This is a genomic window from Mycoavidus sp. B2-EB (assembly GCF_014218255.1).
Classification (GTDB): Bacteria; Pseudomonadota; Gammaproteobacteria; order Burkholderiales; family Burkholderiaceae; genus Mycoavidus.
In genome coordinates this window covers 944,752-970,006 of sequence record NZ_AP021872.1, presented here as the reverse complement: position 1 = coordinate 970,006, position 25,255 = coordinate 944,752, and the positions used below count along the sequence as shown (strand labels likewise).

General features: G+C 49.6%; 30 protein-coding genes. 11 read left to right on the top strand and 19 right to left on the bottom strand.

The annotated features are described in order from the left end of the window. Positions 1–2: 2 nt before the first annotated feature. The 5 genes from hscB to iscR all read right to left on the bottom strand — a co-directional run bounded on the left by hscB (position 3) and on the right by iscR (position 3,237). Complete coding sequence (gene hscB / locus MPB2EB_RS04370) at positions 3–530, bottom strand: Fe-S protein assembly co-chaperone HscB (protein WP_185181165.1); 528 nt, start codon at positions 528–530, stop codon at positions 3–5. Positions 531–618: 88 nt separating this feature from the next. Further along, positions 619–942, bottom strand: coding sequence for an iron-sulfur cluster assembly protein IscA (gene iscA, locus MPB2EB_RS04365; RefSeq protein WP_185182655.1), 324 nt, complete (start codon positions 940–942; stop codon positions 619–621). Between the two features lie 63 nt (positions 943–1,005). Next, entirely contained in the window at positions 1,006–1,410 is a 405-nt protein-coding gene (gene iscU / locus MPB2EB_RS04360) for a Fe-S cluster assembly scaffold IscU (protein ID WP_185181164.1), read from the bottom strand. A gap of 105 nt (positions 1,411–1,515) precedes the next feature. Continuing rightward, entirely contained in the window at positions 1,516–2,739 is a 1,224-nt protein-coding gene (locus MPB2EB_RS04355; protein WP_185181163.1) for an IscS subfamily cysteine desulfurase, read from the bottom strand. Positions 2,740–2,760: 21 nt separating this feature from the next. Continuing rightward, positions 2,761–3,237, bottom strand: a complete 477-nt coding sequence (gene iscR, locus MPB2EB_RS04350; RefSeq protein ID WP_185181162.1) for a Fe-S cluster assembly transcriptional regulator IscR — start codon at positions 3,235–3,237, stop codon at positions 2,761–2,763. 275 nt (positions 3,238–3,512) lie between these two features. On the opposite strand from iscR, the gene MPB2EB_RS04345 reads away from it, so the two are divergent. Both MPB2EB_RS04345 and MPB2EB_RS04340 read left to right on the top strand, forming a co-directional pair. Next, a complete protein-coding gene (locus tag MPB2EB_RS04345; protein ID WP_185181161.1) occupies positions 3,513–3,848 on the top strand; it encodes a helix-turn-helix domain-containing protein in 336 nt (111 codons plus the stop codon). Between the two features lie 5 nt (positions 3,849–3,853). Next, on the top strand, positions 3,854–5,131 hold the full coding sequence (locus MPB2EB_RS04340) for a type II toxin-antitoxin system HipA family toxin (RefSeq protein ID WP_185181160.1): 1,278 nt from the start codon (positions 3,854–3,856) through the stop codon (positions 5,129–5,131). A gap of 102 nt (positions 5,132–5,233) precedes the next feature. Here the strand turns inward: MPB2EB_RS04340 and MPB2EB_RS04335 are convergent, their stop codons facing one another. From MPB2EB_RS04335 to MPB2EB_RS04325, 3 genes are read right to left on the bottom strand one after another with little or no spacing between them, the layout of a single operon-like run. Continuing rightward, positions 5,234–5,896 (bottom strand): DUF799 domain-containing protein, encoded by a 663-nt coding sequence (locus MPB2EB_RS04335; RefSeq protein ID WP_185181159.1) that lies wholly within the window; start codon positions 5,894–5,896, stop codon positions 5,234–5,236. Further along, positions 5,896–6,261 (bottom strand): DUF4810 domain-containing protein, encoded by a 366-nt coding sequence (locus MPB2EB_RS04330; RefSeq protein ID WP_185181158.1) that lies wholly within the window; start codon positions 6,259–6,261, stop codon positions 5,896–5,898. Before MPB2EB_RS04330 ends, MPB2EB_RS04335 begins: the two co-directional genes overlap by 1 nt. Positions 6,262–6,293: 32 nt before the next feature. After that, positions 6,294–6,968, bottom strand: coding sequence for a CsgG/HfaB family protein (locus MPB2EB_RS04325; protein ID WP_185182654.1), 675 nt, complete (start codon positions 6,966–6,968; stop codon positions 6,294–6,296). A 146-nt stretch (positions 6,969–7,114) separates the two neighbouring features. Between MPB2EB_RS04325 and MPB2EB_RS04320 the strand changes: the two genes are divergently transcribed. Then, entirely contained in the window at positions 7,115–7,573 is a 459-nt protein-coding gene (locus MPB2EB_RS04320; protein WP_185181157.1) for a hypothetical protein, read from the top strand. 34 nt (positions 7,574–7,607) lie between these two features. Here the strand turns inward: MPB2EB_RS04320 and MPB2EB_RS04315 are convergent, their stop codons facing one another. The 6 genes from MPB2EB_RS04315 to MPB2EB_RS04290 form a co-directional block, all read right to left on the bottom strand. Further along, complete coding sequence (locus MPB2EB_RS04315) at positions 7,608–9,152, bottom strand: 2-isopropylmalate synthase (protein WP_185181156.1); 1,545 nt, start codon at positions 9,150–9,152, stop codon at positions 7,608–7,610. Positions 9,153–9,207: 55 nt separating this feature from the next. Next, entirely contained in the window at positions 9,208–10,077 is an 870-nt protein-coding gene (gene pssA, locus MPB2EB_RS04310) for a CDP-diacylglycerol--serine O-phosphatidyltransferase (RefSeq protein ID WP_185181155.1), read from the bottom strand. Positions 10,078–10,204: 127 nt separating this feature from the next. Beyond that, complete coding sequence (locus MPB2EB_RS04305; protein WP_185181154.1) at positions 10,205–10,843, bottom strand: phosphatidylserine decarboxylase; 639 nt, start codon at positions 10,841–10,843, stop codon at positions 10,205–10,207. 7 nt (positions 10,844–10,850) lie between these two features. Next, positions 10,851–11,867 (bottom strand): ketol-acid reductoisomerase, encoded by a 1,017-nt coding sequence (gene ilvC / locus MPB2EB_RS04300; RefSeq protein ID WP_185181153.1) that lies wholly within the window; start codon positions 11,865–11,867, stop codon positions 10,851–10,853. 31 nt (positions 11,868–11,898) lie between these two features. Further along, the gene (ilvN, locus tag MPB2EB_RS04295; protein ID WP_185181152.1) at positions 11,899–12,390 is read right to left on the bottom strand and encodes an acetolactate synthase small subunit; all 492 of its coding nucleotides are present in this window, start codon (positions 12,388–12,390) and stop codon (positions 11,899–11,901) included. A gap of 8 nt (positions 12,391–12,398) precedes the next feature. Further along, positions 12,399–14,189: an acetolactate synthase 3 catalytic subunit gene (locus MPB2EB_RS04290; protein ID WP_185181151.1), complete on the bottom strand. Its 1,791-nt coding sequence runs from the start codon at positions 14,187–14,189 to the stop codon at positions 12,399–12,401. A gap of 385 nt (positions 14,190–14,574) precedes the next feature. Here MPB2EB_RS04290 and MPB2EB_RS04285 point away from each other — a divergent pair, with 385 nt between their 5' ends. The 6 genes from MPB2EB_RS04285 (at position 14,575) to MPB2EB_RS04260 (ending at position 18,320) form a co-directional block, all read left to right on the top strand. After that, complete coding sequence (locus MPB2EB_RS04285; RefSeq protein WP_185181150.1) at positions 14,575–15,141, top strand: RNA polymerase sigma factor; 567 nt, start codon at positions 14,575–14,577, stop codon at positions 15,139–15,141. Further along, positions 15,138–15,560: a DUF3619 family protein gene (locus MPB2EB_RS04280; protein ID WP_185181149.1), complete on the top strand. Its 423-nt coding sequence runs from the start codon at positions 15,138–15,140 to the stop codon at positions 15,558–15,560. The genes MPB2EB_RS04285 and MPB2EB_RS04280 overlap by 4 nt, the downstream gene beginning before the upstream one ends. A gap of 17 nt (positions 15,561–15,577) precedes the next feature. Continuing rightward, entirely contained in the window at positions 15,578–16,126 is a 549-nt protein-coding gene (locus tag MPB2EB_RS04275) for a DUF3106 domain-containing protein (protein ID WP_232534408.1), read from the top strand. A 175-nt stretch (positions 16,127–16,301) separates the two neighbouring features. After that, positions 16,302–16,997 carry a TetR/AcrR family transcriptional regulator gene (locus tag MPB2EB_RS04270; RefSeq protein ID WP_185182652.1) on the top strand — a complete coding sequence of 232 codons (696 nt, stop codon included), beginning with the start codon at positions 16,302–16,304 and terminating at the stop codon, positions 16,995–16,997. Positions 16,998–17,176: 179 nt separating this feature from the next. Continuing rightward, on the top strand, positions 17,177–17,731 hold the full coding sequence (locus MPB2EB_RS04265; protein ID WP_185181148.1) for a hypothetical protein: 555 nt from the start codon (positions 17,177–17,179) through the stop codon (positions 17,729–17,731). Between the two features lie 88 nt (positions 17,732–17,819). Beyond that, positions 17,820–18,320, top strand: coding sequence for a DUF4385 domain-containing protein (locus MPB2EB_RS04260; protein ID WP_185181147.1), 501 nt, complete (start codon positions 17,820–17,822; stop codon positions 18,318–18,320). A gap of 62 nt (positions 18,321–18,382) precedes the next feature. Here the strand turns inward: MPB2EB_RS04260 and MPB2EB_RS08530 are convergent, their stop codons facing one another. Beyond that, entirely contained in the window at positions 18,383–18,586 is a 204-nt protein-coding gene (locus MPB2EB_RS08530) for a DUF488 family protein (RefSeq protein WP_370576630.1), read from the bottom strand. Between the two features lie 404 nt (positions 18,587–18,990). On the opposite strand from MPB2EB_RS08530, the gene MPB2EB_RS04250 reads away from it, so the two are divergent. Next, entirely contained in the window at positions 18,991–19,842 is an 852-nt protein-coding gene (locus MPB2EB_RS04250) for a pirin family protein (RefSeq protein WP_185181146.1), read from the top strand. 26 nt (positions 19,843–19,868) lie between these two features. Here MPB2EB_RS04250 and MPB2EB_RS04245 read toward each other — a convergent pair whose 3' ends face one another. From MPB2EB_RS04245 to hemC, 4 genes are read right to left on the bottom strand one after another with little or no spacing between them, the layout of a single operon-like run. Continuing rightward, entirely contained in the window at positions 19,869–21,080 is a 1,212-nt protein-coding gene (locus MPB2EB_RS04245; protein ID WP_185181145.1) for a heme biosynthesis HemY N-terminal domain-containing protein, read from the bottom strand. Between the two features lie 3 nt (positions 21,081–21,083). After that, positions 21,084–22,190: a uroporphyrinogen-III C-methyltransferase gene (locus MPB2EB_RS08525; RefSeq protein ID WP_232534407.1), complete on the bottom strand. Its 1,107-nt coding sequence runs from the start codon at positions 22,188–22,190 to the stop codon at positions 21,084–21,086. An 18-nt stretch (positions 22,191–22,208) separates the two neighbouring features. Then, a complete protein-coding gene (locus MPB2EB_RS08520; RefSeq protein ID WP_232534406.1) occupies positions 22,209–23,012 on the bottom strand; it encodes a uroporphyrinogen-III synthase in 804 nt (267 codons plus the stop codon). A gap of 54 nt (positions 23,013–23,066) precedes the next feature. Beyond that, complete coding sequence (hemC, locus tag MPB2EB_RS04235; protein WP_185181144.1) at positions 23,067–24,065, bottom strand: hydroxymethylbilane synthase; 999 nt, start codon at positions 24,063–24,065, stop codon at positions 23,067–23,069. Positions 24,066–24,359: 294 nt separating this feature from the next. Here hemC and MPB2EB_RS04230 point away from each other — a divergent pair, with 294 nt between their 5' ends. Beyond that, positions 24,360–25,247: an Rpn family recombination-promoting nuclease/putative transposase gene (locus tag MPB2EB_RS04230; protein ID WP_185181143.1), complete on the top strand. Its 888-nt coding sequence runs from the start codon at positions 24,360–24,362 to the stop codon at positions 25,245–25,247. Positions 25,248–25,255: the final 8 nt, after the last annotated feature.

Here is a 25,255-nt window from a genome sequence, read left to right as displayed (position 1 = left end):
TTCTACACGTATTCAAGTTTTTCAATCTGAGCCTGCGCTTCTTGCGCGACCCGTTCGATGAACATCAGTTCACGCACCACTTCCGCCGCTTGATCTATCTGAGTCTTAAACAAGCTCACGAGTTTTGTCAGGCGGAGCGCGCGCTCATGGTGCAATTTATCCAACAATGCTTGCAGCGCGGGTAGATTTTTCTCAAGTTGCGCAGCTTCGATAGATTCTCGCCATTCGAGCTGTAGCATAAGAAAATCGTTCGCCATCACCGTGTTATGTTCGGCTTGCGTTTCAATGCCACCTAACTGCAGTAAATAAATGGCTCGTTGCAATGGATCTTTTAAGGTGCGATAGGCATCATTCGCGTGGGTCGCCCATTGCAATGCAATCCGTTTTTGGGCTTCCGAGTCTGCGGCAAAACGATCTGGGTGAGTGTGCGCCTGCACCGTGCGATACGCATTAGCAAGTTCTTTATCTTGGATCTCGAAACTCGCAGGCAAGCCAAATAAATCGAAATAAGTACCGCTGAAAGAAGACATGAAAATTAGACCGCCAAGCTTTTAGTGAACGGCAAAAAACGAATGGGGAGCGGCTCTACATTGCGCGGCTAGATGCACCATGGTTGCTCTAGATGCGGAATGATTCACCGCACCCACATTCATCTTTCACGTTAGGGTTTTTAAATTTAAAACCTTCATTCAAACCTTCGCGCGCAAAATCTAATTCAGTGCCATCAATGTAAGTCAAGCTTTTAGGATCAACCACCACTTTTATGCCATGACTTTCGAATACTTGATCTTCTGGCGCGAGCGCATCCACATATTCAAGCTTATAGGCCAGCCCTGAACATCCTGTCGTACGCACGCCCAAGCGCAAGCCGAGTCCTTTGCCACGGCGGAGCAAATATCTCTGTACATGTTGCGCTGCTTTTTCGGTCAATGTAATGCTCATATCAGTCAAAAAAATGTAGAGCACATCGCTCTGCTTACGTGCCGTCTAAAATTAAACTTCTGCTTAGCTTGCAATGAGTTCAGCCGTCTTAGCATGGCGCTCTTGATAATCTTTAACGGCGGCTTTAATCGCATCTTCCGCGAGAATTGAACAATGGATTTTCACTGGGGGTAACGCCAATTCTTCGGCAATTTGCGTATTCTTAATGGTCAAGGCTTGCTCTAGCGTTTTCCCTTTAACCCATTCGGTCACCAGAGAACTCGAAGCAATTGCTGAACCACAGCCGTAGGTTTTAAATTTTGCGTCTTCAATAACGCCATCAGCGCCTACTCGAATTTGCAGTTTCATTACATCCCCACAGGCCGGCGCACCTACCATACCGGTACCAATACCAGCGCCATCTTTATCAAATGACCCGACATTACGGGGATTTTCATAATGATCGAGCACTTTATTGCTGTATGCCATGATCTAACTCCTAAAAGACTCTTGTGTTTAACGGATTTACGAGCGCTTCGTTCTACGCCAGCGCCCACTCACCCAGGATCCAACGCTACCCAGCGGTGGCTATTTTTAATGCGCAGCCCATACGATTGAATTCAAATCAACCCCTTCTTGATGCATTTCCCATAATGGCGACAAATCGCGTAATTTAGCAATTTTACTTTCCATTAAACGTATCACGTAATCCACTTCCTGCAAGGTGGTAAAGCGTCCTACGCTAAACCGGATCGAACTGTGCGCCAATTCATCATTGCGCCCAAGTGCGCGCAACACATAAGAAGGCTCAAGTGAAGCAGAGGTACATGCGGATCCAGAAGAGACCGCGATATCTTTCACGGCCATAATTAACGATTCGCCCTCAACAAAATTAAAGCTAATGTTTAGAATATGAGGCACGCGCTGTTGCGCATCGCCATTTACATAGACCTCTTCAATTTTGCTTAAACCTTGCAACAACCTCTCATAGAGCGTGTGCGCATGCTTGTTTTGGGCCTCCATCTCTTCGCGTGCGAAGCGAAAAGCCTCGCCCATGCCAACAATCTGGTGGGTGGGTAAAGTGCCTGAGCGCATGCCCCGTTCATGGCCGCCGCCATGTATTTGCGCTTCAATGCGCACCCGCGGTTTGCGGCGAATATACATTGCGCCAATGCCTTTAGGGCCATACACTTTATGCGCGGACAATGACATTAAGTCAACTTTTAAGCGCGCCAGATCAATCTCTACCTTACCGGCTGCTTGCGCTGCATCAACATGGAAAATAATGCCTTTATCACGGCATATTTCACCAATTTGCTCAATATCTTGGATCACGCCGATTTCATTATTGATCATCATGACTGAAACCAAAATCGTATCGGGCCGCAGCGCTTGCTTAAATACCTCTAGATCGAGCAAGCCATTTTCTAGAACATCAAGATAAGTGACTTCGAAGCCTTGCCGCTCAAGCTCACGGCATGTATCTAGCACCGCTTTATGCTCAGTTTTAACGGTGATGATATGTTTGCCTTTGCTTTGATAAAAATGCGCGGCGCCTTTTAGAGCCAAATTATCAGATTCTGTTGCGCCTGAAGTCCAAACAATTTCACGTGGGTCACAATTGAGTAGCGCGGCTACTTGCGCGCGCGCCTCTTCGACCGCCTGCTCTGCCGCCCAACCATAAGAGTGGCTGCGCGAGGCGGGGTTGCCAAACTGTTCGCACAAGTAAGGAATCATCTTGTCCGCGACTCTGGGATCAACCGGCGTAGTGGCGCTGTAGTCCAGATAAATCGGAAGGCGAGGAAGAACGTTTTGCATCAATAACTCCGAAAACCGTACTTAAAGTATATCCATTGTATTTGCGCGCTGGTCGCGTAACCTGGCTGTGCCAGTCTCACGCCCATATTGCTGCAGCACCAAATCCTGTAGCGAGACTGAATCAAGATAGTCGCGCATTTTTTGATTCAAGGTCGACCATAATCTATGTGTCATACAGTGCCCATCTTGATACGTTGTATGACCACAACTGCCTTTGCCGCCGCAGCGCGTCGCATCAAGCGACTCATCTGCAGCAATAATAATATCGGCCACGGTAATTTCTTCAACCGGTCGGCCGAGTTTATAGCCACCGCCCGGACCGCGTATGCTCTCAACAATTCCTTGCCGCCGCAGCTTGCTAAATAATTGCTCAAGGTACGATAGCGAAATCTGCTGCCGCTCGCTAATGCCAGCAAGCGTGACAGGGCCTTTTTCGCGGTGTAGCGCTAAATCTAGCATGGCGGTCACAGCAAAGCGACCTTTTGTCGTAAGTCTCATAACTAGACAAAAACATTAAAGCGGACAAAGACATCAAATTAGGCTGAGTAGGTCAACTATTTTTATCCTGCATACTTAAATAGTGTCACTCATACTGCTAAGTATAAATAACCTATGAATTTAGTCAAGTATGGGGTATCTTTTATTCGATCGAAGATGCCGCTGAGGTTTCAACGGCTCTTTCTGAATGTGTTTAAGTCAGCGCACAAGTCGAAATGGCAAAAAAGATATAATTGTATACACTATGCTTACTTTTATACATTAAAGCCATATTTATGTCTTTATCGGAACCACAACGCTCTACCGACGAATGGATGCTTCATCTCGGCAACCAACTCCGCGCGCTACGCATCCGGAGCGGACTTGATCAAACTGAACTCGCAGCCCTGGCCAATAGCAGCACGGGTGCAATTAAGAATTTGGAAAATGGCAAAGGCTCGTCTCTTAAGACCCTGATCAAAGTCATTCGTGCTTTAAACCGCACCGATTGGCTAGAGCTACTCGCCCCCATGCTATCCATCAGCCCCATGCAAATACTTAAAGCCAAACATAAAAATCCGCCACGCATGAAGGTTTATCGAGCACGCCGGGCTAAAACTGACCATGGATAAAATCAATGTACGAAGCTGTTGACACGATAGAAGTGCGCATATGGGGTAAAACCGTCGGTGCGGTGACCTTGGCACCCACGCTTGGCTACTATGCATTTGAATACGATCCCCTGTGGCAAAAGCATGGGATTGAACTCGCGCCGCTGACGATGCCGATTGCGCAAGCTTTTTATGTTTTTCCTAGCTTGCCAGAAATTACCTATAAACGTTTGCCCGCGATGCTAGCGGATGCCCTCCCCGATGACTTCGGTAATGCTCTAATAGATGCTTATCTGGCACAGGCAGGGGTCGAAAAAAATGCCATTACACCGCTGGATCGTCTAGCCTATATGGGTCATCGTGGCATAGGCGCATTAGAGTTTCGTCCGGTGCGAGGTCCCAAACGAAGCAAAGCAACCGCCCTCAAACTTCATGAGTTGGTCAGCAGTTCACAAAAAGCGCTGGCAGGTCAATTTGCGGGGGATAAAGAAACTGAAGCTGCGATTATGAATTTGATTCAAGTGGGTACTTCAGCGGGCGGCGCGCGCGCCAAAGCCGTGATTGCTTGGAATGCGCAAACCAACGAAATTCGCTCGGGTCAGTTGCCTGCGGATCCCGGTTTTGATTACTGGCTGCTTAAGCTCGATGGCGTAGGCAAAGATAGCGAACTTGGGGCAAGCGCTGATTATGGAAGAATCGAGTACGCTTATTATCTGATGGCAACCGCCGCCGGGATGAGCATGACTGAATGCCGCTTACTCGAAGAAAACGGGCGGGCCCATTTTATGACCCGGCGCTTCGATCGGCAAAATGGCGCAAAACTTCATACGCAAACACTGTGCGCAATGCAGCACCTAGACTACAAGCAACGTGCAACTCATAGCTACAGTCAGTACTTCCAGGTGATCCAAAAGCTCGGCTTAGGGCCTGCTGCGCTAGAGGAAGGTTTTCGTCGCATGGTTTTTAATGTACTTGCTGCGAACTGTGATGACCACACCAAAAACCTGTCGTTTCTGCTAGCGGAAAACGGGCAATGGCAGCTTGCGCCAGCCTATGATGTGACCCATGCTTATAATTCACAAGGGCAATGGACTTATCAGCATTTAATGTCGGTTAACGGGGCCTTTAAAAATATCACGCGCGATGACTTATTAAGCGTTGGTGACCGCTTCTTTGCGCCACGCTGTAAAGAAGTGATTAAACAGGTTAAAGCAGCAATTGCGCACTGGCCTGAGTTTGCTGCGCAGGCGGGTATTTCAGAAGTAGAAGCGATGCGTATTCAGGGTGATTTCGTCGCCATCTAAGGGGGGCAGGTCAAAAGTGGAGCGTTTCAATCACGCATGCTACGGGTTAAGCACAAGCTAACTCCTCTACGAACATCGGAGTTGGCTTGTGCTAACAGAGCGTTAATCCGTGCCGTACTTAGGTGACCGCGGGCCGTAGAGAATACCCGCTGGCTGCCCCGCCGACAGCAGGCGAAAGCTTGTCGTTCCGGCAATGTCGTAACTGTGGTCGGTTGAACTGTGGATGATCTGCTTGACCACCGCGGTCATCAGCATGCCAACCAGGCTGCCGCCGCTATTATTGTTGCCTTCGTTGCTCGACGCGCGGGCCTGGCCGGTCCACAACGTCTGGCCGCTCTTGAGGTCCACTAAACTAGCTACGGCCGCCACGGTGCTGATGCTGTCGAGCACCATATATTTGGTGCCGTACTGCGTGATCGTGATGTATAGAGCGGTATCAGCGTTGAAGATGTCTCTGAGCTTGGCGACCGGCACGTCGTGGATGTCGCTAGCAACAGTCAGGCCATTTTGCTGGAAGGTCTCGTTTACCAGGGTAACGGGCAGCACGTAGTAGCCCGCCTCGGCTAGCGGCACAGTCACCTGCGATAGTAGGCCGTAGTTCGCCCCTACTTCGAGTGATTTGTTGAGTGGCGGCAACACAACGATCGAGCGCGGCTTGCTCGCTTTGAAGGCCGCATAGTCGAAATTTTTCGTTGGTGCGGCACACCCTACCATCAACGCCATCATGCCGGCGGCGGCAAATAGTTTCAGAAAGCGCTGGGTCATCAGTGGCTCCTCTTTTTGACATTCTTCATCAGGAAGTCGATATAGGCTTCCGACTCCGGAAACAGTGCCTTCTCGGTCTGAAATTCTTGGACCATCTGATCATCCTTGCCTAGGCTCGAATACAGAAGGCCCAGGTGGGCATGGTAGCCCGGCGGTACCGCACCGTTGGTTGATTTGATTTTCTCCAGGCCGCGTTCGAGTTCCGCAATCTGCTTTTCCTTTGGTGCACCCTTGAAGTACTCGTAGACTTGTGGTTGATAGCTCTCCCACTGATACAGCGGCTTGCTCGGTGCGGCACAACCGACTAGCAGCATGCCTCCCATGATAGCGGCGGTCGCTCGCCAAAGCGTAAACGTTTTGCCCATGACTGTAGTTTCCCTCGTAATGTCCGATTGCTCTATTTTATTGCGCCTGGTTTCCACGCACCGCTTTCAACTCCATTGACTAAGTTCGTCACGGCTTCTCGCATGGCGAGGTCCAGCACTTTGCCGTTGAGCGTCGAATCATAGCTGGCGGTGCCGCCAAAGCCGATCACTTCACGGTTTGACAGTTTGTATTCGCCGGCCCCGCCAGCTGAGAACACCACTTCAGAGGTCGAGATGTTAACCACATTTAGATTAACCTTCGCATAGGCAACCTGCTCCTTGCCACTGCCCAGGATGCCAAACAACTGGCGGTCACCGATTTCTTTGCGGCCGAATTCAGTTACGTCGCCGGTGATCACGTAATCTGCACCCTTGAGCTTTTGCATCGTTTTCTTGATCGTGGCCTCTTGCTTGATCTCGGCCAGGTTGTCGCGGTCGAGCACATTGAAGCGGTTGGTCTGCTGCAAGTGCGTAATCAAAATGGTTTTGGCCTGGCCGCCAAGACGATCCACTCCGTCCGAGAACACGCCGCGCATGTAGGCTGATCGATTATCGAACTTGCCCACTGCGATAGGCGCGCGCACCCCTGCGTAAGGACGGCTTGCGCTTTCTACTTTCTGCACTGCCAGTACTTGCGAGGTTTCGGTCGCACAACCGCCAAGCATGGCAGCGAACAGGACTGTACTGACACTTATCATGCCAGCCATCGCCCTAGAAGATATTTTCATAATACGCCTCGTGGGTAAAAGTGTTTTTCAATTTTTCAAACATCAATTTTCATTGAATGTCAAGGATTGTATACTAAATAGGCGTTGATGCAACTGGCAAGTAAAATATATAAACCAACCCCACAATGTGGCATATTTGCCCGATCAATAGCATGGTTCTGTGTCACGTCGGTGACATGGGTGAATCCAAGCGATTGCCCGCGATGCTAGCGGATGCCCTCCTCGATGACTCTAATAGTGCCATTACACCGCTGGATCGTCTGGCCTATATGGGTCATCGTGGCATAGGCGCATTAGAGTTTCGTCTGGTGCGGGGTCCCAAACGAAGCAAAGCAACCGCCCTCAAACTCCACGAGTTGGCCAGCCGCTCACAAAAAGCGCTGGCAGGTCAATTTGCAGGGGATAAAGAAACTGAAGCTGCGATTATGAATTTGATTCAAGTGGGTACTTCAGCGGACGGTGCGCGCGTCAAAGAATGGGGATGGACCTACGGAAAATACGACCTAGGTTGTTACCGTCATCCAGCGTTGCAAGAACAACGTTTTATTCAACGTAACCTCATCGCCGCCGAACTCGGATTATGAATCCGATACGCGTTGCGGTTGAGTAAGCCTTTATTCAACCCGCCTGCGGATTAAGCTTCTGCGCTTTGGCATGTAATTTGTTCAATGCCGCCAGATAGGCTTTGGCCGAAGCGGCAATAATATCTAAATCGGTCCCAACGCCATTCACAATTCGACCATTTTTGGATAAGCGCACCGTCACTTCGCCTTGCGCTTGGGTTCCCATTGTGATCGCATTCACGGAATAGAGAATCAACTCTGCCCCACTTTTAGTCTGCGTTTCAATTGCGTTGAAAGTGGCATCAACCGGACCATTGCCCACGGCTTCGCCAGTCACATGACTGCCATCGATGGTGAAAAAGATACACGCATAAGGCTCCTCGCCAGAGATTGAACGCTGCGTGAGCGAAGTAAATTTGAAGCATTCATTAAGTTCGGAGGCTAATCCCCCCTCGGCAACCAAGGCAATAATATCTTCATCGTAAATCTCAGACTTACGGTCCGCCAGCTCTTTAAAACGCATAAAGGCCGTGTTTAATTCATTTTCACCGTCTAGCGCAATGCCTAATTCTTGCAGGCGCTGCTTGAATGCAGTGCGGCCAGACAGTTTGCCCAGTACGATTTTATTAGTACTCCAGCCGACTTCCTCTGCGCGCATAATTTCATAGGTGTCGCGCGCTTTAAGGATGCCATCTTGGTGAATGCCAGAAGCATGGGCAAAGGCATTGGCCCCTACAATTGCCTTGTTCGGCTGCACCATAAAGCCTGTAATTTGCGACACTAATTTAGAGGTTGGCACAATTTGCGCGGTGTCGATGCCCACTTCAAGTCCAAAATAGTCTTGACGCGTTTTGACCGCCATGACCACTTCTTCAAGTGAAGTATTACCCGCCCGCTCGCCTAAACCATTTATCGTGCATTCGATTTGCCGTGCCCCGCCAAACTTGATCCCGGCCAGGGAATTCGCCACTGCCATGCCTAGATCATTATGGCAATGGACCGACCACACCGCGCGCGCCGAATTAGGAATGCGTTCACGCAAGGTACGCAGCAACAGACCATGATGCTCGGGCATAGCATAACCTACGGTGTCGGTGATGTTAATGGTGGTCGCGCCCTCGGCAATCACAGCCTCGAGCACTCGACATAAAAAATCTAACTGAGAGCGACTGCTATCTTCCGGAGAAAATTCAACATCGTTGGTAAATTGTCGGGCATGACGCACCGCGCTGCGCGCTTGCTCAAGCACTTGCTCAGGTGTCATACGCAGCTTCTTTTCCATATGCAACGGCGAGGTTGCAATAAAAGTATGGATCCGAAATGCCTCAGCGCAACGCAGAGCTGCGGCAGCCTGCTCAATATCTTGTTGATGCGCGCGCGCAAGACTACATACGGTGCTGTTTTTGATCACTGACGCGATGGCTTGGATCGCCTCAAAATCGCCTCTTGAGCTAGCCGCGAAACCGGCTTCAATGACATCTACTTTTAATCGTTCAAGCTGTTTAGCGATGCGCAGCTTTTCCTCTTTAGTCATAGAAGCACCTGGCGACTGCTCACCATCTCGTAAAGTGGTATCGAAAATGATCAATTTATCAGTCATGCCTAGGCACCTAAAAAACAAAAATTAAGCTCAGCCCCAAATCGGGCGGATTACCCTACTCTAATGGTTCCGGCTCTTTAGCTGTTGGACTTGTCTTGCCATGCAACATGCGAATTCCCCAAAATACATAGCCCGAAAGGCCATACAGGACAAATAAGCCAAACAACATAATCGGTGGGTCGGATGACACCAGCACAAAAACCAACACCACTAACAAAATCACCCCAAATGGCACGCGATAGCGGATATCTAGGGTTTTGCCACTGTAAAACGGCGCGTTTGAGACCATTGTGATACCGGCATAAAGCGTTAAGGCAAAAGCCACCCAAGGCAGCCAACTGAGCTTCATTGGAATGCGGTTATCAATTACCAGCCAGACGAAACCTGCAATCAATGCTGCTGCAGCCGGACTCGGCAAGCCTTGAAAAAAACGCTTGTCGATTTTGTTTAAGTTCGTGTTAAAGCGCGCTAGACGCAAGGCCGAGCCTGCGCAATACACGAATGCCGCCAACCACCCCCAGCGCCCTAAATCCTTTAATGCCCATTCATACATCACCAGCGCCGGCGCCACGCCAAATGACACCATATCGGAGATGCTGTCATATTGCTCGCCAAATGCGCTTTGCGTTTTTGTCATGCGTGCGACCCGGCCATCCATCCCATCCAGCACCATAGCCGCAAAAATAGCAATCGCAGCTATTTCAAATTGTTGGTTCATCGCCTGCACGATGGCAAAAAATCCACAAAAAAGCGCAGCCGTAGTAAATGCATTCGGTAATAGGTAAATACCACGTTTACGCAAGCGTCTTTGCCGCTCAGCCCTTAACCTATCATCATTATCAACCTCACTTTCGGTTTGATGGCGAAGCGAGCGCGGCAAAAACGTAGCATTCTGGCGTGCGCGGCGCAGCTTGGAAGCAGACATTTAAATCCCTCTTAAAAAATTTAGCTTACCTAAATGCCGAGTCTGCGTGCCCTTAGGCTGCGACCTGGAGGGCACGCCATAAGTCGAGCAAAGTTGGGTAAAATCAGCTTGGTCGACTTCTTGAAGGCTAAAACTCAGCAAGGATCGTTGAGGTAGCGAACACTTTTTCGCCAATCGCCACCTTAGGGCGGCTGCCCAGCGGCAGATATATATCCACGCGCGAGCCAAAGCGGATAAAACCGTAACGTTGGCCACGCTTAACCGCATCATTCGTACTCACATAGCATAGAATGCGACGCGCCACTAGCCCCGCGACCTGCACCACCGTCACGGTCTGCCCCGCCTCAGTTTCAACCACCAAAGCGTTGCGCTCATTCTCAAGCGAGGATTTATCTAATGCGGCATTCAGAAATGCGCCAGGAAAATAGGCGGCTTTTTGAATCACGCCATTCACAGGTGAACGCTGCGAATGGGCGTTAAAAACATTCATAAATACGCTAATCATTAAGGCTTCACGTTCAGCGTAAGGATCATAGCAGGTTTGCACCGCCACCACCCGACCATCAGCCGCACTTAGCACAGCGTTTTCTTGGCTTGGAATGGGGCGCGGCGGATCCCGAAAAAACTGCACCACAAAAGCGGTCAGCAACCAAAATGGCCAAGCCCATGAAAACCCCGCAAAAACCTGCACGAGAAGCGTCAAGACCGCGATAAAAAGCAAAAATGGCCAGCCCTCGCGGGCAATAATTGGGTGAGGATAGTTCATATAGGGTTTAATTTTTTGACTGGTCAACTAACTTGTTTTTCGTAATCCAAGGCATCATCGCGCGGAGTTTTCCGCCCACTTGCTCGATTTGATGCGAGGCATTTAAACGCCGCCGCGAGATCAGTGTGGGTGCGCCTGTTAGATGCTCGGTGATAAAGCTTTTTGCATATTCGCCATTCTGAATGGCTTGCAGTACCTTGCGCATCTCGTCTTTAGTGTGCTCGGTAATAATACGGGGGCCCGTGACATACTCACCGTATTCTGCATTATTTGAGATCGAATAGTTCATATTTGCAATCCCGCCTTCGTAAATCAAGTCAACGATCAGCTTCAGCTCATGCAAACATTCAAAATAAGCCATTTCCGGAGCGTAACCTGCCTCAACCAAAGTTTCAAAGCCAGCTTTGATCAATTCAACTGTGCCGCCGCATAAAACCGCTTGCTCGCCGAACAAATCTGTTTCAGTTTCTTCGCGGAAATTGGTTTCAATAATCCCTGCCCGTCCGCCGCCATTCGCAACGGCATAAGACAGTGCCAACTCACGCGCAAGCCCGGATTTATCCTGTGCTACGGCAATTAAATGCGGTACTCCCCCCCCTTGGGTATAGGTTGCACGCACCGTATGGCCTGGCGCTTTGGGCGCAATCATAATCACATCTAAATCAGCGCGCGGCGCGATCTGCCCATAATGAATATTAAAACCATGCGCAAACGCTAGGGCCGCGCCTGACTTGATATGAGGTTCAACTTCACGCCGATACACTTCAGCGATCTGCTCATCAGGTAGCAACATCATAACCATATCGGCATTCTGTACGGCTGCAGCCACTTCTTGTACCTTCAATCCCGCTTGTTCAGCCTTATGCCAAGACGCGCCAGAGCGGCGCAAGCCAACAATGACCTTAACTCCGCTATCGTTCAGGTTAAGTGCATGCGCATGGCCTTGCGAGCCGTAACCAATAATGGTTACGGTTTTACCCTTCAACAACGACAGATCCGCGTCTTTGTCATAATAAACTTTCATGTATCTATTTCCTTATAAAATTTAAATCTCTTTAAAGCTTAAGAATACGCTCGCCACGTCCAATCCCTGAGGTGCCAGTACGTACCGTTTCCAAAATAAGGCTAGGCTCAATGGCGGTGACAAAGGCATCAAGCTTGACGCCATCTCCGGTTAATTCAAGCGTATAAGTTTTATCCGTCACATCAATAATGTGACCGCGAAAAATCTCCACCATGCGTTTGATTTCCTCGCGCTCTTTGCCGACGGCTTTGACTTTGATCAACAGCAATTCACGCTCAATATAAGCGCCATCCGTCAAATCAATCACCTTAACCACTTCAATTAATCGGTTGAGATGCTTGGTAATTTGCTCAATAATATCTTCTGACCCTGCCGTGACCAAGGTCATGCGAGATAGAGAGGGGTCTTCCGTGGGCGCTACCGTAAGCGTTTCAATATTGTATGCGCGTGCTGAAAAAAGCCCAACCACGCGTGACAATGCGCCGGGCTCGTTTTCTAGCAAAATAGAAATAATGTGCTTCATAACAAAAACTAGAGATCTTCAGAGCCCAGCAGCATTTCAGTAATCCCCTTGCCCGCTTGTACCATCGGCCAGACATTCTCGGTGGGGTCCGTTTGAAAATCCAAAAAGACCGTACGATCTTTGAGCCGCAAGGCTTCTTTTAACGCGGGCTCAACGTCAACGGTTTTATCGATGCGGATTCCAATATGCCCATAGGCCTGCGCCAGTTTTACAAAATCCGGCAAAGCCTCCATATAAGAGTGCGAATAACGCTTACTATATTCAATTTGTTGCCACTGCCGCACCATCCCTAAGTAACGGTTATTCAACGAAACAATTTTGACGGGCGTATTGTGCTGTAAACACGTCGATAATTCTTGGATGCACATTTGGATTGAGCCTTCACCCGTGATACAAACCACATCTTTATCCGGATAAGCCATCTTCACGCCCATCGCCGCTGGCAGGCCAAATCCCATGGTACCAAGGCCGCCAGAGTTAATCCAGCGGCGTGGTTTATCAAAACGATAATATTGCGCTGCCCACATCTGATGCTGGCCTACATCTGAGCAGACAAAAGCATCGCCATGCGTCAGTTGGTGCAGTGTTTCAATCACAAACTGTGGCTTAACCACCTCGCTGGTGCGATCATAGTTTAAGCAATCAATGCTGCGCCATTTCTCAATTTGCATCCACCATGCAGCCAGCGCTTCACGTTTAGGGGACGCGTGCCCTGCTCGCAACTGCCCGAGCATATCTTGCAAAACCTCTTTGACATCGCCCACAATCGGAATATCGACTTTAACGCGCTTTGAAATCGACGAAGGATCGATATCAATATGGATAATCTGACGTGAGACAGACATAAAATGCGCGGGGTCGCCAATCACCCGATCATCAAAGCGCGCGCCAATTGCAATCAGCACATCGCAGTGCTGCATTGCCATATTGGCTTCATACGTTCCATGCATACCCAGCATGCCCAGAAATTTACGATCCGAAGCCCGAAAGCCACCCAATCCCATCAAAGTATTCGTGACCGGATAATCGAGTAAATCGGCAAATTGGTTAAGCTCATCCGAGGCATTTGCATGAATCACACCACCGCCCGCATAAATATATGGACGTTGCGCCGCCAATAAAAGATTCAGAGCCTTACGGATTTGACCGGCATGACCTTTAGTAATGGGGTTATAGGAGCGTAATGTAACGCTTTTGGGATACTCGAAATGGCACGGCGTTTTTGAAATATCTTTGGGAATATCGATTAAAACTGGGCCAGGCCGTCCGCTTCTTGCAATATGGAAGGCTTTGCTAATCGTCGATGCCAATTCGCGTACGTCTTTAACCAAAAAATTATGTTTCACGCATGGACGTGTAATGCCGACTGTATCGCACTCCTGAAATGCGTCTTGTCCAATCGCCGCGGTGGGGACCTGTCCGCTAATGATGATGAGCGGCACGGAATCCATATAAGCAGTAGCAATACCCGTTACCGCATTGGTCACACCAGGTCCTGACGTAACTAGGCAGACCCCCACCTTACCGGTTGCGCGCGCATACGCATCAGCCGCATGTACGGCGGCTTGCTCATGGCGCACTAAAATATGCGTAATCGTATTTTGCTTGTATAGCTCATCATAAATATAAAGAACTGAGCCCCCTGGGTAGCCCCAGATATATTCAACCTGCTCTTGCTCGAGCGAACGGATCAGCACCGTCGCGCCAATCGAGCCGTTTATAGCGTGCGCATCGGACTCAGACGCCGACGCATTGGAGGCAGAAGATTGCTGATTGCATTTTTTATGAATTACACTCATTTCTCACCATTTCAAATTTCGGGTAAAAATCGATCAGGCTCTTTGCGCGCAAGCTCGTGACTTGCATTGCAATTGAGATTCTCGCATCCTAAATAAATTGAGTCACTGGGCCAGCGGCCTACCTGTAGCAACTCTTTGCCCTATGCAATACACAATTTCTTACAATGAGAGAGCACTTTTTACTTAGAACCCAGGACGATAGCTTGCTACTATGCGTCGGTCAAGCAGAAATTTAAGCCTTGCTTGGTGGTAGCAGCTTACAAGACATGCGCCGCCTGCTACGGGACTTCGTTTTTTGCTAGCATTGATGAGTTTTAGATACTTAAAGGTTACAGATTGCACTTTGCAGGCGATGGCCGCGTTCAATTCAAGCAGGGGCTCATGAATGGCATCTAATAAAGAGCTGGCGGATTTTTTGGCCAGCATCGAACGGCGCGCATTCAAACAAACTCTTTATACGGTACGTGACGAAGAGGCAGCGCTCGATATTGTGCAAGATGCAATGATCAAACTTGCTGAAAAGTATGGCGATAAGCCAGCTACCGAGTTACCATTGCTATTTCAGCGGATTGTGCGCAATACTGCGCTTGATTATTGTCGGCGGCAGAAAATCCGCAACACGTATGTGAATCTTTTCTCTTCATTCAATTCCAATACGGATGAAGACGACTTTGATTTTCTTGAAACGTTCCCGGTTGAGGCGCACTCGGCAGCTCTGCAAAGCAGCGAAGCCCAGCTCGAGCAGGCGCAAGTACTGGGTCTGATTGAAGATGAGATCCAAAAGTTGCCAGCGCGTCAACGCGAAGCTTTCCTCATGCGTTATTGGGAAGAAATGGATGTTGCTGAAACTGCTGTGGCAATGGGGTGTTCCGAAGGCAGTGTTAAAACCCATTGTTCACGAGCTACCCAAACTCTCGCCCAGGCGTTACAGGCAAAAGGAATTACGCTATGAGCTCCGCCCCTGATACGAAAGAAGTCGAATACGCGCATAAAATATGCGCCATGCTCGATACGAGCGTGGCACAGCTCCCTGAAGCTACGCTGGCTAAATTGGCGCAGGCGCGCCGCAGCGCCCTTGCCGCCCAAAAATCAGAAAAAGTCATGCAACCCGCCTATGAGCCGGCCTTTGCTTCAGGCTTAGGCCGCTCGAGCATTAGCGCTGCCTCGCACGGCCGGCATTTATTTAACAAATTGGGCTTAATCTGGCCGCTGTTAGCGCTGCTTGCTGGACTCAGCGCAATCACTTATTGGGCAGATCAACAACGCGCAGCAGAAATAGCGGATATTGATGCGGCCATCTTAAGCGACGAGCTCCCATTAAATGCTTATCTCGATCACGGTTTTGGTCGCTATTTATCCGATACACGCTAGTGTATAAGGAGGATTAAGTGATAGGTCAACGGGGATACGCCATCTTATTTCTGAGTTTAATCGCGACATTGCTTGCGCTCAGCACCACTTATCCGCGCTGGGTCCACTTATTAGCACACCCTGATTGGACATCAGCCGGTCAGTTTAGAAAAAGTGCCCGCTCTGCTGAGGCAGAAAAGCGCCTTAGCGAACAGATGAACCAATGGTTAGAAATGACTCCAGAGCAACGCCGCATTGCGCGTGAAAACTACCAGCTCTCAAAATCATTGCCTCCCAAACAACGGCAAAACGCCTGGCAGGCGTACCAAAATCTTCCTGCTGGACAAAAAGAAAAACTGAGCGCTGCAGCACGCCCTCATCGCCACTCAACGGTAGTTAGCGCGCCACCTTCTGGTAAAACCAAAATCGAAGGACTACAACGCATCCCGCGCAAACGCGCTACAAAGCCAGCCCTCTCTAGGCCCAACGCTTTGCATCCTGCTTCGCCAGATATATCTATCCCACTCGCAACGCCCACCGACAAAGCCAATAATATGCCGCCGATTTTCAATGAGCACGCACAATAATGCCCATTAAATTCTCATTAAGCGCATAAAAATACATTAAGACTCGTTGTAGAAGCACGACAAAAGGCCCAGCCTAACTGTGCTTAAGCTCACTATAATGGCTTATAGTATTCTGTAGTAGATCCAACTCGCTTTTCCTAGGCTTATCTAAATTTAGAATACGGGATATTAAATGATGGACGTGAAACTACCCCGCCGCACGCGAGAACGCATTCTTGAACTTTCTTTAAAACTTTTTAATGAAATTGGGGAGCCCAACGTAACGACAACCACCATTGCAGATGAAATGGAAATTAGTCCGGGCAACCTTTATTACCATTTTCGTAATAAAGACGATATTATCAACAGCATCTTTTTGCAATTTGAGCAAGAAATTGAGAAACGCTTGCGTTTTCCAGAAGACCATCGGCCCACCATCGATGAAGTATGGGCCTATCTACAATATATGACCAACTTTCTTTGGCGTTACCGGTTTCTTTACCGCGACTTGAATGACCTGCTGGCGCGCAACCGTACCCTTGAAACGCATTTCAAGCAAATTATGGAGCATAAGGTGCGTTTTGCGCGGGATTTATGCGAGTTGCTCGTCACGGACGGCGAGATGGTCGCCACGCCCGCGGAGATCGGGATCATGTCAACGAATATGTGCGTACTAGCGACCTATTGGCTGTCCTATCAGTTTGTAATGAATCCGCGTAAATATAATGACCAAGCTGCGATTGGCGCAGAGTTAAACCAAGCGAGTCGGCATATTTTGTCCGTGATAGCGCCCTATTTGCGTGGCCGCTCACGCCAGTTATATGATGACCTACTCAGCGGAAAAATTCCGCCTAAAGAATATATTTCTCCTGCCAAAGCCATGCATCAATAAGACCAAGCGCGCTTTTGAAAACACTTTATAAGCGCAGCTTAATTGGAGTCTAACCAACCTGGGGTTAAACCTTTCTCGCCAACTTTTTAAGGGCCATGCATGCCCAGAGAGCTAAGGAAATAATGTTTCCTAAGATGTTAAAGTAATTTATTAGATGTATTTCTTAACCAAGGGAAAATATGTCACTTATCGTTGCGGGACGTTTTGATACTTTTGAAAAAGCTCAGCAAGCGGCTCAAGTTTTATTTGAGCATGGATTTGCAGAAGAAGATGTGACCATTTTCTTCGTAAACCCTCCAGGCCAACATGATCGCCTCGTCGGCGGGACTCATCAAGTTGCAGATCCAAGTTCAAAATCAATTTATAAAGGCGCGAGCATAGGGCTCATGGTTGGCGCGACACTTGGCGCAAGTATTGGGGCCATGCTCTGTACGGTATTTGGCCTACCCCTGCTGGTGACTCTAATCGCGGCCTCAGTGGGCGCTTACCTTGGTTCATTAATGGGCGCGATGGCCGAAGCAAAAACGTCTAAGCAAGAGCCCGCCTTGGCAAAAATACATGAATCCGGTGTGCTGTTGGCGATTCATGTCACCGTTAATAACCAAGCAGATGCCACTGCGGTTTTGCGCAAGGCCAGCGCAAAAGATATTGAACGTGCACATGGACGCTGGACGCATGGGCGCTGGAGCGATTTTGATCCCTCAAAAGAACCGTCTCTACCCAAAAACTTTTAACTGAGTACCCCCTATCTTTATAAAATAATTACCTTAAGGTCTAGCCATTTAAAAAAATAAAGGTGACTTCTAGGATAGGGTTTTTCTAATGGCCTATAAACCTTCAACAAAACAACATAAAAAAGAGAACTGGAATAAGCTTAAGGATAGCTACTCCTGGAATTCTGAAACAGATTATCGAGTGCATCCTGAACAATATAAAGTTGGTAAAGGCGAGCAAGGCGTTCTGTTATGTGAGCCTTATAAATCAGAAATTTTGCCGCATTGGCGTTTCAAAGATGCTTCAGTTGCTGAAATAAGCAGCACTAAAATTTTCGAAATTTTCCAAGCCTATCTAGAAAAAGAAGACTTTGTTGGAGCGGATATGGCGCGCAAATTTCTGCAAATGGGTTATACGCGTGCGCGCCGCTATGCAAATCATGCAGGTGGAAGAAAATACAATCCGCAAAACGGTGAAGAATTGCCGCGCGCGCCGGAAGATCCTGTCAAAGCAGAGAGTGCCGCTATTTTTTATAAAAAATGGCAGGCAACGGAAAATCATGCTTTATATAAGAAAATGAAGCAAGATTGGAAAAAAACCTATGGGTAACGGGGAAAGGCTTACACAACCCTTGACCAGGATGAATACTCCTGCCCATTTTGAGTCTTGTTTTATAGCCTGGGCTTGAAGATAGTCTGAATAATATCTACGATTTTGGGGGGGATTTCCGGCTTTTGAAGAAGCGCTTCAGCGCACATCAGGACACAACGCTCAGTGCGCGCCAGGTTCGCGACCCATTGAACGTTGTCAGCGAACTCAGAAGACTGCATATAGTCCGCATATCCTCGAAACGAGAGATGGCGCGACCACGGCACGGTCCTCACATCAAGCACTCGGACAATCTCATTGCGCTGAAGCAGATCGAGGAATGTCTCTAGTGGCCGATTGGAATGGCCGATCCATCGTGAACACACTGAAGGACCAGCAAGTGGCGTTCCGTTCGTTAAATGGCGGCTGGTGACACGAGTGTTGGATCTACTCTTAATCAGTCTATTTGACAGGCAGGATTAGATAGACCATGGATGAGAATGCATTGATGCTTGAAATAAAAATGATTTTTATCGAGCAAAGGAAGCGGATAGATCTATTCAAACAAAGGTGGCACTTTTGATAGCTATGTGCAAACTATCCCAGGTACGCCCAAACTGTGAGTTAGCAATGAACTAAGCTATACTTTTTTCAATGCTACAAACTTTCTTATGCTCGCTTTGGAGAGACCATGAAAAAGGTCGTCGGTGTCTATAATGCGCCTAACCAACATTGGGTGGGCGATGGTTTTCCAGTGCGCTCGTTATTTTCGTATCGCGGCCACGAAAAAACCCTGAGTCCCTTTTTGCTACTGGATTACGCGGGGCCTACTGATTTTGCGCCAAGCCACCAGCTGCGCGGCGTTGGTCAACACCCACATCGCGGTTTTGAGACGGTAACGATCGTTTACAAAGGCGAAATTGCCCATCGTGACTCTACTGGCCAAAGCGGTGTGATCCGATCCGGTGATGTGCAATGGATGACGGCCGCTGCAGGTATCTTACATGAGGAGTTCCATTCGGAAGCATTCACTCGTACGGGGGGCACATTCGAGCTGGTGCAACTCTGGGTTAACTTACCGGCCAAGGATAAGATGTCCGCGCCAGGGTATCAAACCCTCCTAAACGACGTGATCCCTAAGGTACCTCTGCCTGAAGGTGCTGGGTCAGTGCGCGTCATCGCCGGTGACTACAGCGGGCACGCCGGACCGGCTCGCACGTTTTCCCCGATGAATGTATGGGACATCCGCCTAAGCGCCGGATCTGCGGTTGGGCTCCCCGCCGCAGAGGGCTGGAATACCGCTATTGTGGTGCTACATGGCGCAGTGCAAGTTGACCGTCAAACCAGCGCTCGTGAAGTGCAGATGGTGCTATTGGAACGCGAGGGTGACAGTTTTATGCTTGAAGCCAAAAGCGATGCGGTTGTACTCCTGCTAAGCGGAGAACCCATCGACGAGCCAATTGTGGGGCACGGCCCTTTCGTTATGAACACCCGTGAGGAGATTGCTCAAGCGCTGAATGATTTCAACCGCGGGCGCTTTTGATAAAGCGCCCAAGAGGTTCTTCTTGGCTACCTCTGCGCTTCAAACGCAAGCGCACTTGCCCGATAGTGCGTACCCGCCTCATTATGCTGGCCCAGCTTCTCATGCAAACGAGCCAGCGCCAGATACGCTTCTGCGCGCAACATAGCCCGCTCACCGCCACGGCTTGTAAGGTGCAACGTGGTTTCCAGAAAAGCCTGCGCCTTGCCCCATAGTTTTTGCTGCTGGCACAAGCAACCTAGTGTAAAGAGCAGCTCAGGATCATCGGGGTGCTCCTGTTGCCACGCCTCGGCTCGTTGAATTAAAGGTAATGGATCATGTCCCGCGCATTGGCTATAGCGTCGCAACAAAGCCGCTTCCCATTGCTGAAGCAGCGCTTCTTCGACAATCTGCCGAGCTTCTTTATGCCGCTCTAAAGCAATCAGAAGTTGTGCCGCTAAATCCGCTGTGCGTGGCCTGTGTTGTTCCGAGACGGGCAAGCTATGCCACGCCATAAGCAGGGTTTGCGCTTCATGGCGGCATTCATACAGGAGATGCTCTGCCGCTACCTGCTGTGCGCGCTGCCACGAAACGGCGGATGGATATGAGGTCTCTTGTGCATTAAAAGATTTAATAATTTGCAACACCTGCGGCCAATGTTTAAGCTGTTGATGCGCGCGTAAAGCAATTTGCCGAGCATAGTGTCGGCGCGCCCCCTGCGCCGACATCTCGCTCAAGGCCGCCAAAGCACCTTCTGCATCGCGCGCATCAAGGCGCATTTCGGCGGTAGACAGCAATTTAGCTTCTTGCCAATCGCCAATGACTTGCGCCAACCAACCATCGCGCCGCGCATATTCATGCATCTGATGGGCTGCCCGTGCTCCAATAAGCGCTGCGGCGGGTTTATTCTCTGGATTAAGAGAGGCTGCCGTGCGTGCCATTTTTTCTGCGCGCGCAAAGCGGCCAGCAAAAAGATGATTCAAGGCCGAGTACAAAGCATCATAAGCCTTGGCTGAGCGCGCACGCATACGATATAGCGCAAAACGCGCTGGCATTTGGTAGAGATAAGTCAGCAGCCGGATCAATAGGTAAAAGGCAATAAATGCAAGCGTCAAGAGCGCGCCGAATAAATGCATCGACATGTCGATACGATATGGCGCTTGGATAATTAACACTTGCCCAGTGCCCAATGTGCTCATTACTGCAATCAAAACAGCCGCTGCAAATAGGATAGTCAGCCATACAAGCCCTCGAATCGCCATCGCTTAGCTCCCGTTTTTTTGTTGGCGCACAGCTTGTAAGCTGGCTTCTAAACTAGGCAAGGCAACTTCAGCCGCAGCTTGTTCAATGTATTTAATTGAATCAAGCGCGCTGCGCGTATGCGGGGCATGCATATCAAAATAACGCGTAAGAGCGGTTGCCACTGCCTGCGCATCAGCCTTGAGCTGATCTGCGTTACGCGCAAAAAGTGCCAAGCGCGCTGAGAGTAACCGTAATTTCAAATTTTCGCGCAAAAAATAACCCTGATCCGGCGCTACGAGTAATGTATCGGCATGATCTAGCCGGCGCACTTGCACAAAATTCTCTAGCTGTTGTAGTAGACCTGCCTTAAAACGCTGCCATCCAATACGCCACAGCGGTTCCTTGCGATCAGCCGGATTCTCGCTGGTGGGTGCAGGCGCGGTGACTGGCTCTGCCGCTTCGCCAGTGAGCGGCAAATTATCGATTAGCGCCAATACCGCATCCAGTTTAAGTGCAAGCCCCATCAAATCAATGTGCGGCGTGGCTTTTAACGCAGCCAGGTCGCGCCCAAGTGCTTTACGCACCGCCAATGCCCGTGGCGAAGAACTTGTCGCCAATTGCGTATCGGCATTTTGCAGCGCGCCAAACACGCGTTGAGGATTGCCGGTGAGTTGCAGTTGCTCATTGGCAAGCACTAAGGTTTGCTCGATCTCAGCTAAGATCCAATCATCTCGACTTTGGGTCAATTTTTGCGAAAGACTCTCCAGTGCTTGCTGCCGCGCTTGAGTTTCATCCAATTTACCGCTTAACTGCGCCAACTGCATTTGCAACTGGTGGAGCGCATCAAGCGCTTGCTGACTTTTTAACCCAGCTTCAATCAGTGCACGCTCATTCACCTGTTGGCGCTCAACCAATTGCATATTTTCAGATTTAAATTTTTGATGCAGTAAATAGCCACCCGCTAGCCCGCCAAATACCGTCAAAAACCATATTAACCAAAGGCCAAATGCGCCACGCGCGCGGCGTAGTGGCGGTGCAGCAGGCGCAGATAGGAATGGCTGGGCACCGCGGGTGGATTCTGGTGGAGCTTTCGATGAAGCTGCTTGCGTTACATTTTTATGATCAGTCATGCTTATACGCCTAGAGCGCTAACCTGTGGAAGAAAGTAAAGCACGCGCGACGGATGTGTCGCACGCGTGACATTGCGTAATCGTAACAAAACCTGCCGCGTAAGCAAATTCAGCAATTCGAGCGTGTGGTGCAACGATAGGAGAGCGCTTCAGTGCGTTGCGCTCAGTTTCGCTTAAATGAGTCTGGGCGAGCTGATCTAAGTGACGCACTCCCTGCGAGCTGGTTAAAAGCCAGGCATGAGACTCCCCTGCTAGCAAAGCGCGCAGGCGCGCCCATTGCGTTGAGGTAGGCACTGGCAGCATACGACGGTATGCACTCACAATTTCAACCTGAGCGCCATGCGCCTGTAATGTCTCTGCAAGCCATTCACGGCCGCCATCGCCACGCACAATCAGCACCGTACGGCCACTAAATGAAGCTAGCCCAAGCGCTTGATCTAGAGCTGCAGCCAGCGCTTCAGAATCATACCGCGCCGCTTGGCCTGCATCCTGACTACTCGGCGCAATCACGCGCAGCGGAGCCGTAATGCCATGCTGCTCAAGCGCGCGGACACTACCTGGCCCGACCACGCCAATGGGCACGCTCGCCGGCCAGGGTTTAGGCCACAACGCGGAGGCAAAATCAATCGCCGCTGGCGACACAAAAATCACCAATGCGAATCGCTTAAGCGCAGCAAATACTTGAACCAGCAGCGTATTGTCAGGTGCTGCTGCAAGCTCGATTAAAGGAAACTCAAAAGCCTCCATGCCAGCTGTAGTCAAGGTCTGCAACAAGCTAACGGATTGCCCGCGCGAGCGGGTCAGCACAGCGGTACGCGTCATCGCCTAAACCTATTTAGAGGCCATCGCATAGCGCAAGGTTATCCCCTACTACGTTCACGCGCGTAGATCCCCATCATATACCTCAGCGGGGACTTGTAAGCCCAGTGCTTGCATAATTTTATGCGCGCCCTGCTTGACTAGCTCAGCGGCAACGCTCCGGCCAAGCGCGCTGGCCTGCGCCAGCGTAGCTGGGCTTGCCTGCCCTTGTGCAAACACCTGCTGGCACCCATCCGGCATGGCAAGATGCGCCTTTAAAGACAAAATCTCGCCGTCCCATTTAGCAAAAGCAGCCAACGGCACCTCACAACTTCCGCCCAGCGCACCGGACACCGCCCGTTCGGCCTCGACTGAAAATGCTGTGCGATTATGATGCAACGGCGCAAGCCAGGCTTCAACTTGCGCCTGATCAGCGCAAATTTCAAGCCCCAACGCACCCTGTCCAGCCGCTGGCAAACTCTCGGTTGGCTCCAGCGCCTCGCGTATGCGCTCAGTCAAATCAAGGCGGATTAAACCCGCAGCAGCGACAATAATCGCCGCATATTCACCCTCGTCTAGTTTACGTAAGCGCGTATCCAAATTGCCGCGCAAAGGTTGCACCTTAAGGTGCGGATAGCGGGCCCGCACCATCGCCTCGCGCCGCAAACTTGAAGTCCCTACTACACTCCCCGCTGGCAATGCCGCCAGCGACTCATAATCAGGGGATACAAAAGCATCACGTGGGTCCGCGCGCTCAAGAATAGCTGCCAACTTAAAACCCGCTGGCAATACCATTGGCACATCCTTTAACGAATGCACCGCAAGCTGTGCTCGGCCATCGGCCAACGCATATTCAAGTTCTTTAACAAATAAACCCTTGCCGCCTACCTTCGAGAGCGCGCGATCAAGGATCTGATCCCCGCGGGTGGTCATGCCCAAGATTTCAATCCGCGCTTCTGGATATAGTTTTTGTAACGCATCGCTGACATATTGAGCTTGCCATAACGCCAGTCGACTTTGCCGCGAAGCAATCACCAGAGTCTTAGGGGCATCGAATGAAGTTGACTTAAAATGCATCGCAGCGCGGGTAAGTTAAAAATGAATGTTAGCACGGGCGTGTTTCTCTTTCACAAAAGTTGCACGCTGGTTTTGCCTACGTCACCGTACGCGCAAGGCCATCTTCGAGTATGGCTATCTGATCCGGATTATCTATACGATCAAGTATCTATGCGACTTTCAACTGCAATGCAACGTACACCGCTCATAAAACCACATCGAATCCGTATCACCAGCTTCGTTCGGTTATCACACAGGTGAGCGGCAGAATGTGGAGCATGCTTAACCTCTTGGGGTGATACGTCGATCAACAAAATGAATGCTTTATCCATGCCGCATGACGCCTTATGCAAGTTATTTCTGATGGATGTAGAGATTGCCAGAGAATTTCTACAAACCCATTTACCTAATTCTTTGCAACAAGAATTTGATTTCAATACTTTAACCCTCGCGCCAGGCGCATTTGTTGAAGACAATTTAAGCCAGCATTACAGCGACATTGCCTATTCAATCCAAGCCATCAAAGGCCAAGGCCCCGCGTATATTCTGTTAGAGCATGAAAGCACAGCGGGTCAATTAACACCTTTTAAGTTATGGCGTTATCAAAGCGCCATTATGAAACAACACCTTAATCAAGGTCATGCATTACTACCGGTGGTGGTGCCATTGATTTTTTATCGGGGCATAGGCCCCTATAAAGGGCCACTCAGTCTTTTAGAATGCTTCAAACACCAATCACTAGCACAAAAAATATTTGCGTTAACTCACCCAATTCAACTGATTGATTTATCAGCGATACCAGACGAGGTGTTGATAACCCATAAGCGTTGCGCAGCCATGAGCTTAGCGCAAAAGTACATCCACCGTTGGGAGCTAACGCAGCTTGCGCCTAAAATATTTGAGCTCTTTGAGCGTTATCCTCTCTCAGTTGAAAAAAGAAGAGGATTGCTATATTATCTAGCAAAGGAAGGTCGAGGAATCGACAAGCAATTTGTCCAATCTATGATTAAAATCTCACCACATTATCGGGAGGATATTATGTCTGCTGCACAATATTTAATTGAAGAAGGACGACAAGAAGGTTGGCAAGAAGCTAAGCTTGAAATTGCTAAAAATCTGCTAGCCTGCGGCATGAAGCTCGATTTTATTAAACAAGCTACACAACTTTCTGACGATAAAATCAAAGCACTCAGTTGTCATTGAATTGTGCG

Bases quoted from the DNA above. Each gene is read 5' to 3' on its own strand.
- MPB2EB_RS04290 (WP_185181151.1), bottom strand. From the start codon at position 14,189: ATGAGTGTAATTCATAAAAAATGCAATCAGCAATCTTCTGCCTCCAAT.
- MPB2EB_RS04270 (WP_185182652.1), top strand. From the start codon at position 16,302: ATGGACGTGAAACTACCCCGCCGCACGCGAGAACGCATTCTTGAACTT.
- MPB2EB_RS04285 (WP_185181150.1), top strand. From the start codon at position 14,575: ATGGCATCTAATAAAGAGCTGGCGGATTTTTTGGCCAGCATCGAACGG.
- hscB (WP_185181165.1), bottom strand. From the start codon at position 530: ATGTCTTCTTTCAGCGGTACTTATTTCGATTTATTTGGCTTGCCTGCG.
- MPB2EB_RS04250 (WP_185181146.1), top strand. From the start codon at position 18,991: ATGAAAAAGGTCGTCGGTGTCTATAATGCGCCTAACCAACATTGGGTG.
- MPB2EB_RS04260 (WP_185181147.1), top strand. From the start codon at position 17,820: ATGGCCTATAAACCTTCAACAAAACAACATAAAAAAGAGAACTGGAAT.
- MPB2EB_RS04230 (WP_185181143.1), top strand. From the start codon at position 24,360: ATGAATGCTTTATCCATGCCGCATGACGCCTTATGCAAGTTATTTCTG.
- iscA (WP_185182655.1), bottom strand. From the start codon at position 942: ATGAGCATTACATTGACCGAAAAAGCAGCGCAACATGTACAGAGATAT.
- pssA (WP_185181155.1), bottom strand. From the start codon at position 10,077: ATGTCTGCTTCCAAGCTGCGCCGCGCACGCCAGAATGCTACGTTTTTG.
- MPB2EB_RS04340 (WP_185181160.1), top strand. From the start codon at position 3,854: ATGTACGAAGCTGTTGACACGATAGAAGTGCGCATATGGGGTAAAACC.
- MPB2EB_RS04320 (WP_185181157.1), top strand. From the start codon at position 7,115: ATGTGGCATATTTGCCCGATCAATAGCATGGTTCTGTGTCACGTCGGT.
- hemC (WP_185181144.1), bottom strand. From the start codon at position 24,065: ATGCATTTTAAGTCAACTTCATTCGATGCCCCTAAGACTCTGGTGATT.
- MPB2EB_RS04280 (WP_185181149.1), top strand. From the start codon at position 15,138: ATGAGCTCCGCCCCTGATACGAAAGAAGTCGAATACGCGCATAAAATA.
- iscU (WP_185181164.1), bottom strand. From the start codon at position 1,410: ATGGCATACAGCAATAAAGTGCTCGATCATTATGAAAATCCCCGTAAT.
- iscR (WP_185181162.1), bottom strand. From the start codon at position 3,237: ATGAGACTTACGACAAAAGGTCGCTTTGCTGTGACCGCCATGCTAGAT.
- MPB2EB_RS08525 (WP_232534407.1), bottom strand. From the start codon at position 22,190: ATGACTGATCATAAAAATGTAACGCAAGCAGCTTCATCGAAAGCTCCA.
- MPB2EB_RS04335 (WP_185181159.1), bottom strand. From the start codon at position 5,896: ATGACCCAGCGCTTTCTGAAACTATTTGCCGCCGCCGGCATGATGGCG.
- MPB2EB_RS04355 (WP_185181163.1), bottom strand. From the start codon at position 2,739: ATGCAAAACGTTCTTCCTCGCCTTCCGATTTATCTGGACTACAGCGCC.
- MPB2EB_RS04325 (WP_185182654.1), bottom strand. From the start codon at position 6,968: ATGGCTGGCATGATAAGTGTCAGTACAGTCCTGTTCGCTGCCATGCTT.
- ilvN (WP_185181152.1), bottom strand. From the start codon at position 12,390: ATGAAGCACATTATTTCTATTTTGCTAGAAAACGAGCCCGGCGCATTG.
- MPB2EB_RS04305 (WP_185181154.1), bottom strand. From the start codon at position 10,843: ATGAACTATCCTCACCCAATTATTGCCCGCGAGGGCTGGCCATTTTTG.
- MPB2EB_RS04330 (WP_185181158.1), bottom strand. From the start codon at position 6,261: ATGGGCAAAACGTTTACGCTTTGGCGAGCGACCGCCGCTATCATGGGA.
- MPB2EB_RS04245 (WP_185181145.1), bottom strand. From the start codon at position 21,080: ATGGCGATTCGAGGGCTTGTATGGCTGACTATCCTATTTGCAGCGGCT.
- MPB2EB_RS04265 (WP_185181148.1), top strand. From the start codon at position 17,177: ATGTCACTTATCGTTGCGGGACGTTTTGATACTTTTGAAAAAGCTCAG.
- MPB2EB_RS08520 (WP_232534406.1), bottom strand. From the start codon at position 23,012: ATGACGCGTACCGCTGTGCTGACCCGCTCGCGCGGGCAATCCGTTAGC.
- MPB2EB_RS04315 (WP_185181156.1), bottom strand. From the start codon at position 9,152: ATGACTGATAAATTGATCATTTTCGATACCACTTTACGAGATGGTGAG.
- MPB2EB_RS04345 (WP_185181161.1), top strand. From the start codon at position 3,513: ATGTCTTTATCGGAACCACAACGCTCTACCGACGAATGGATGCTTCAT.
- ilvC (WP_185181153.1), bottom strand. From the start codon at position 11,867: ATGAAAGTTTATTATGACAAAGACGCGGATCTGTCGTTGTTGAAGGGT.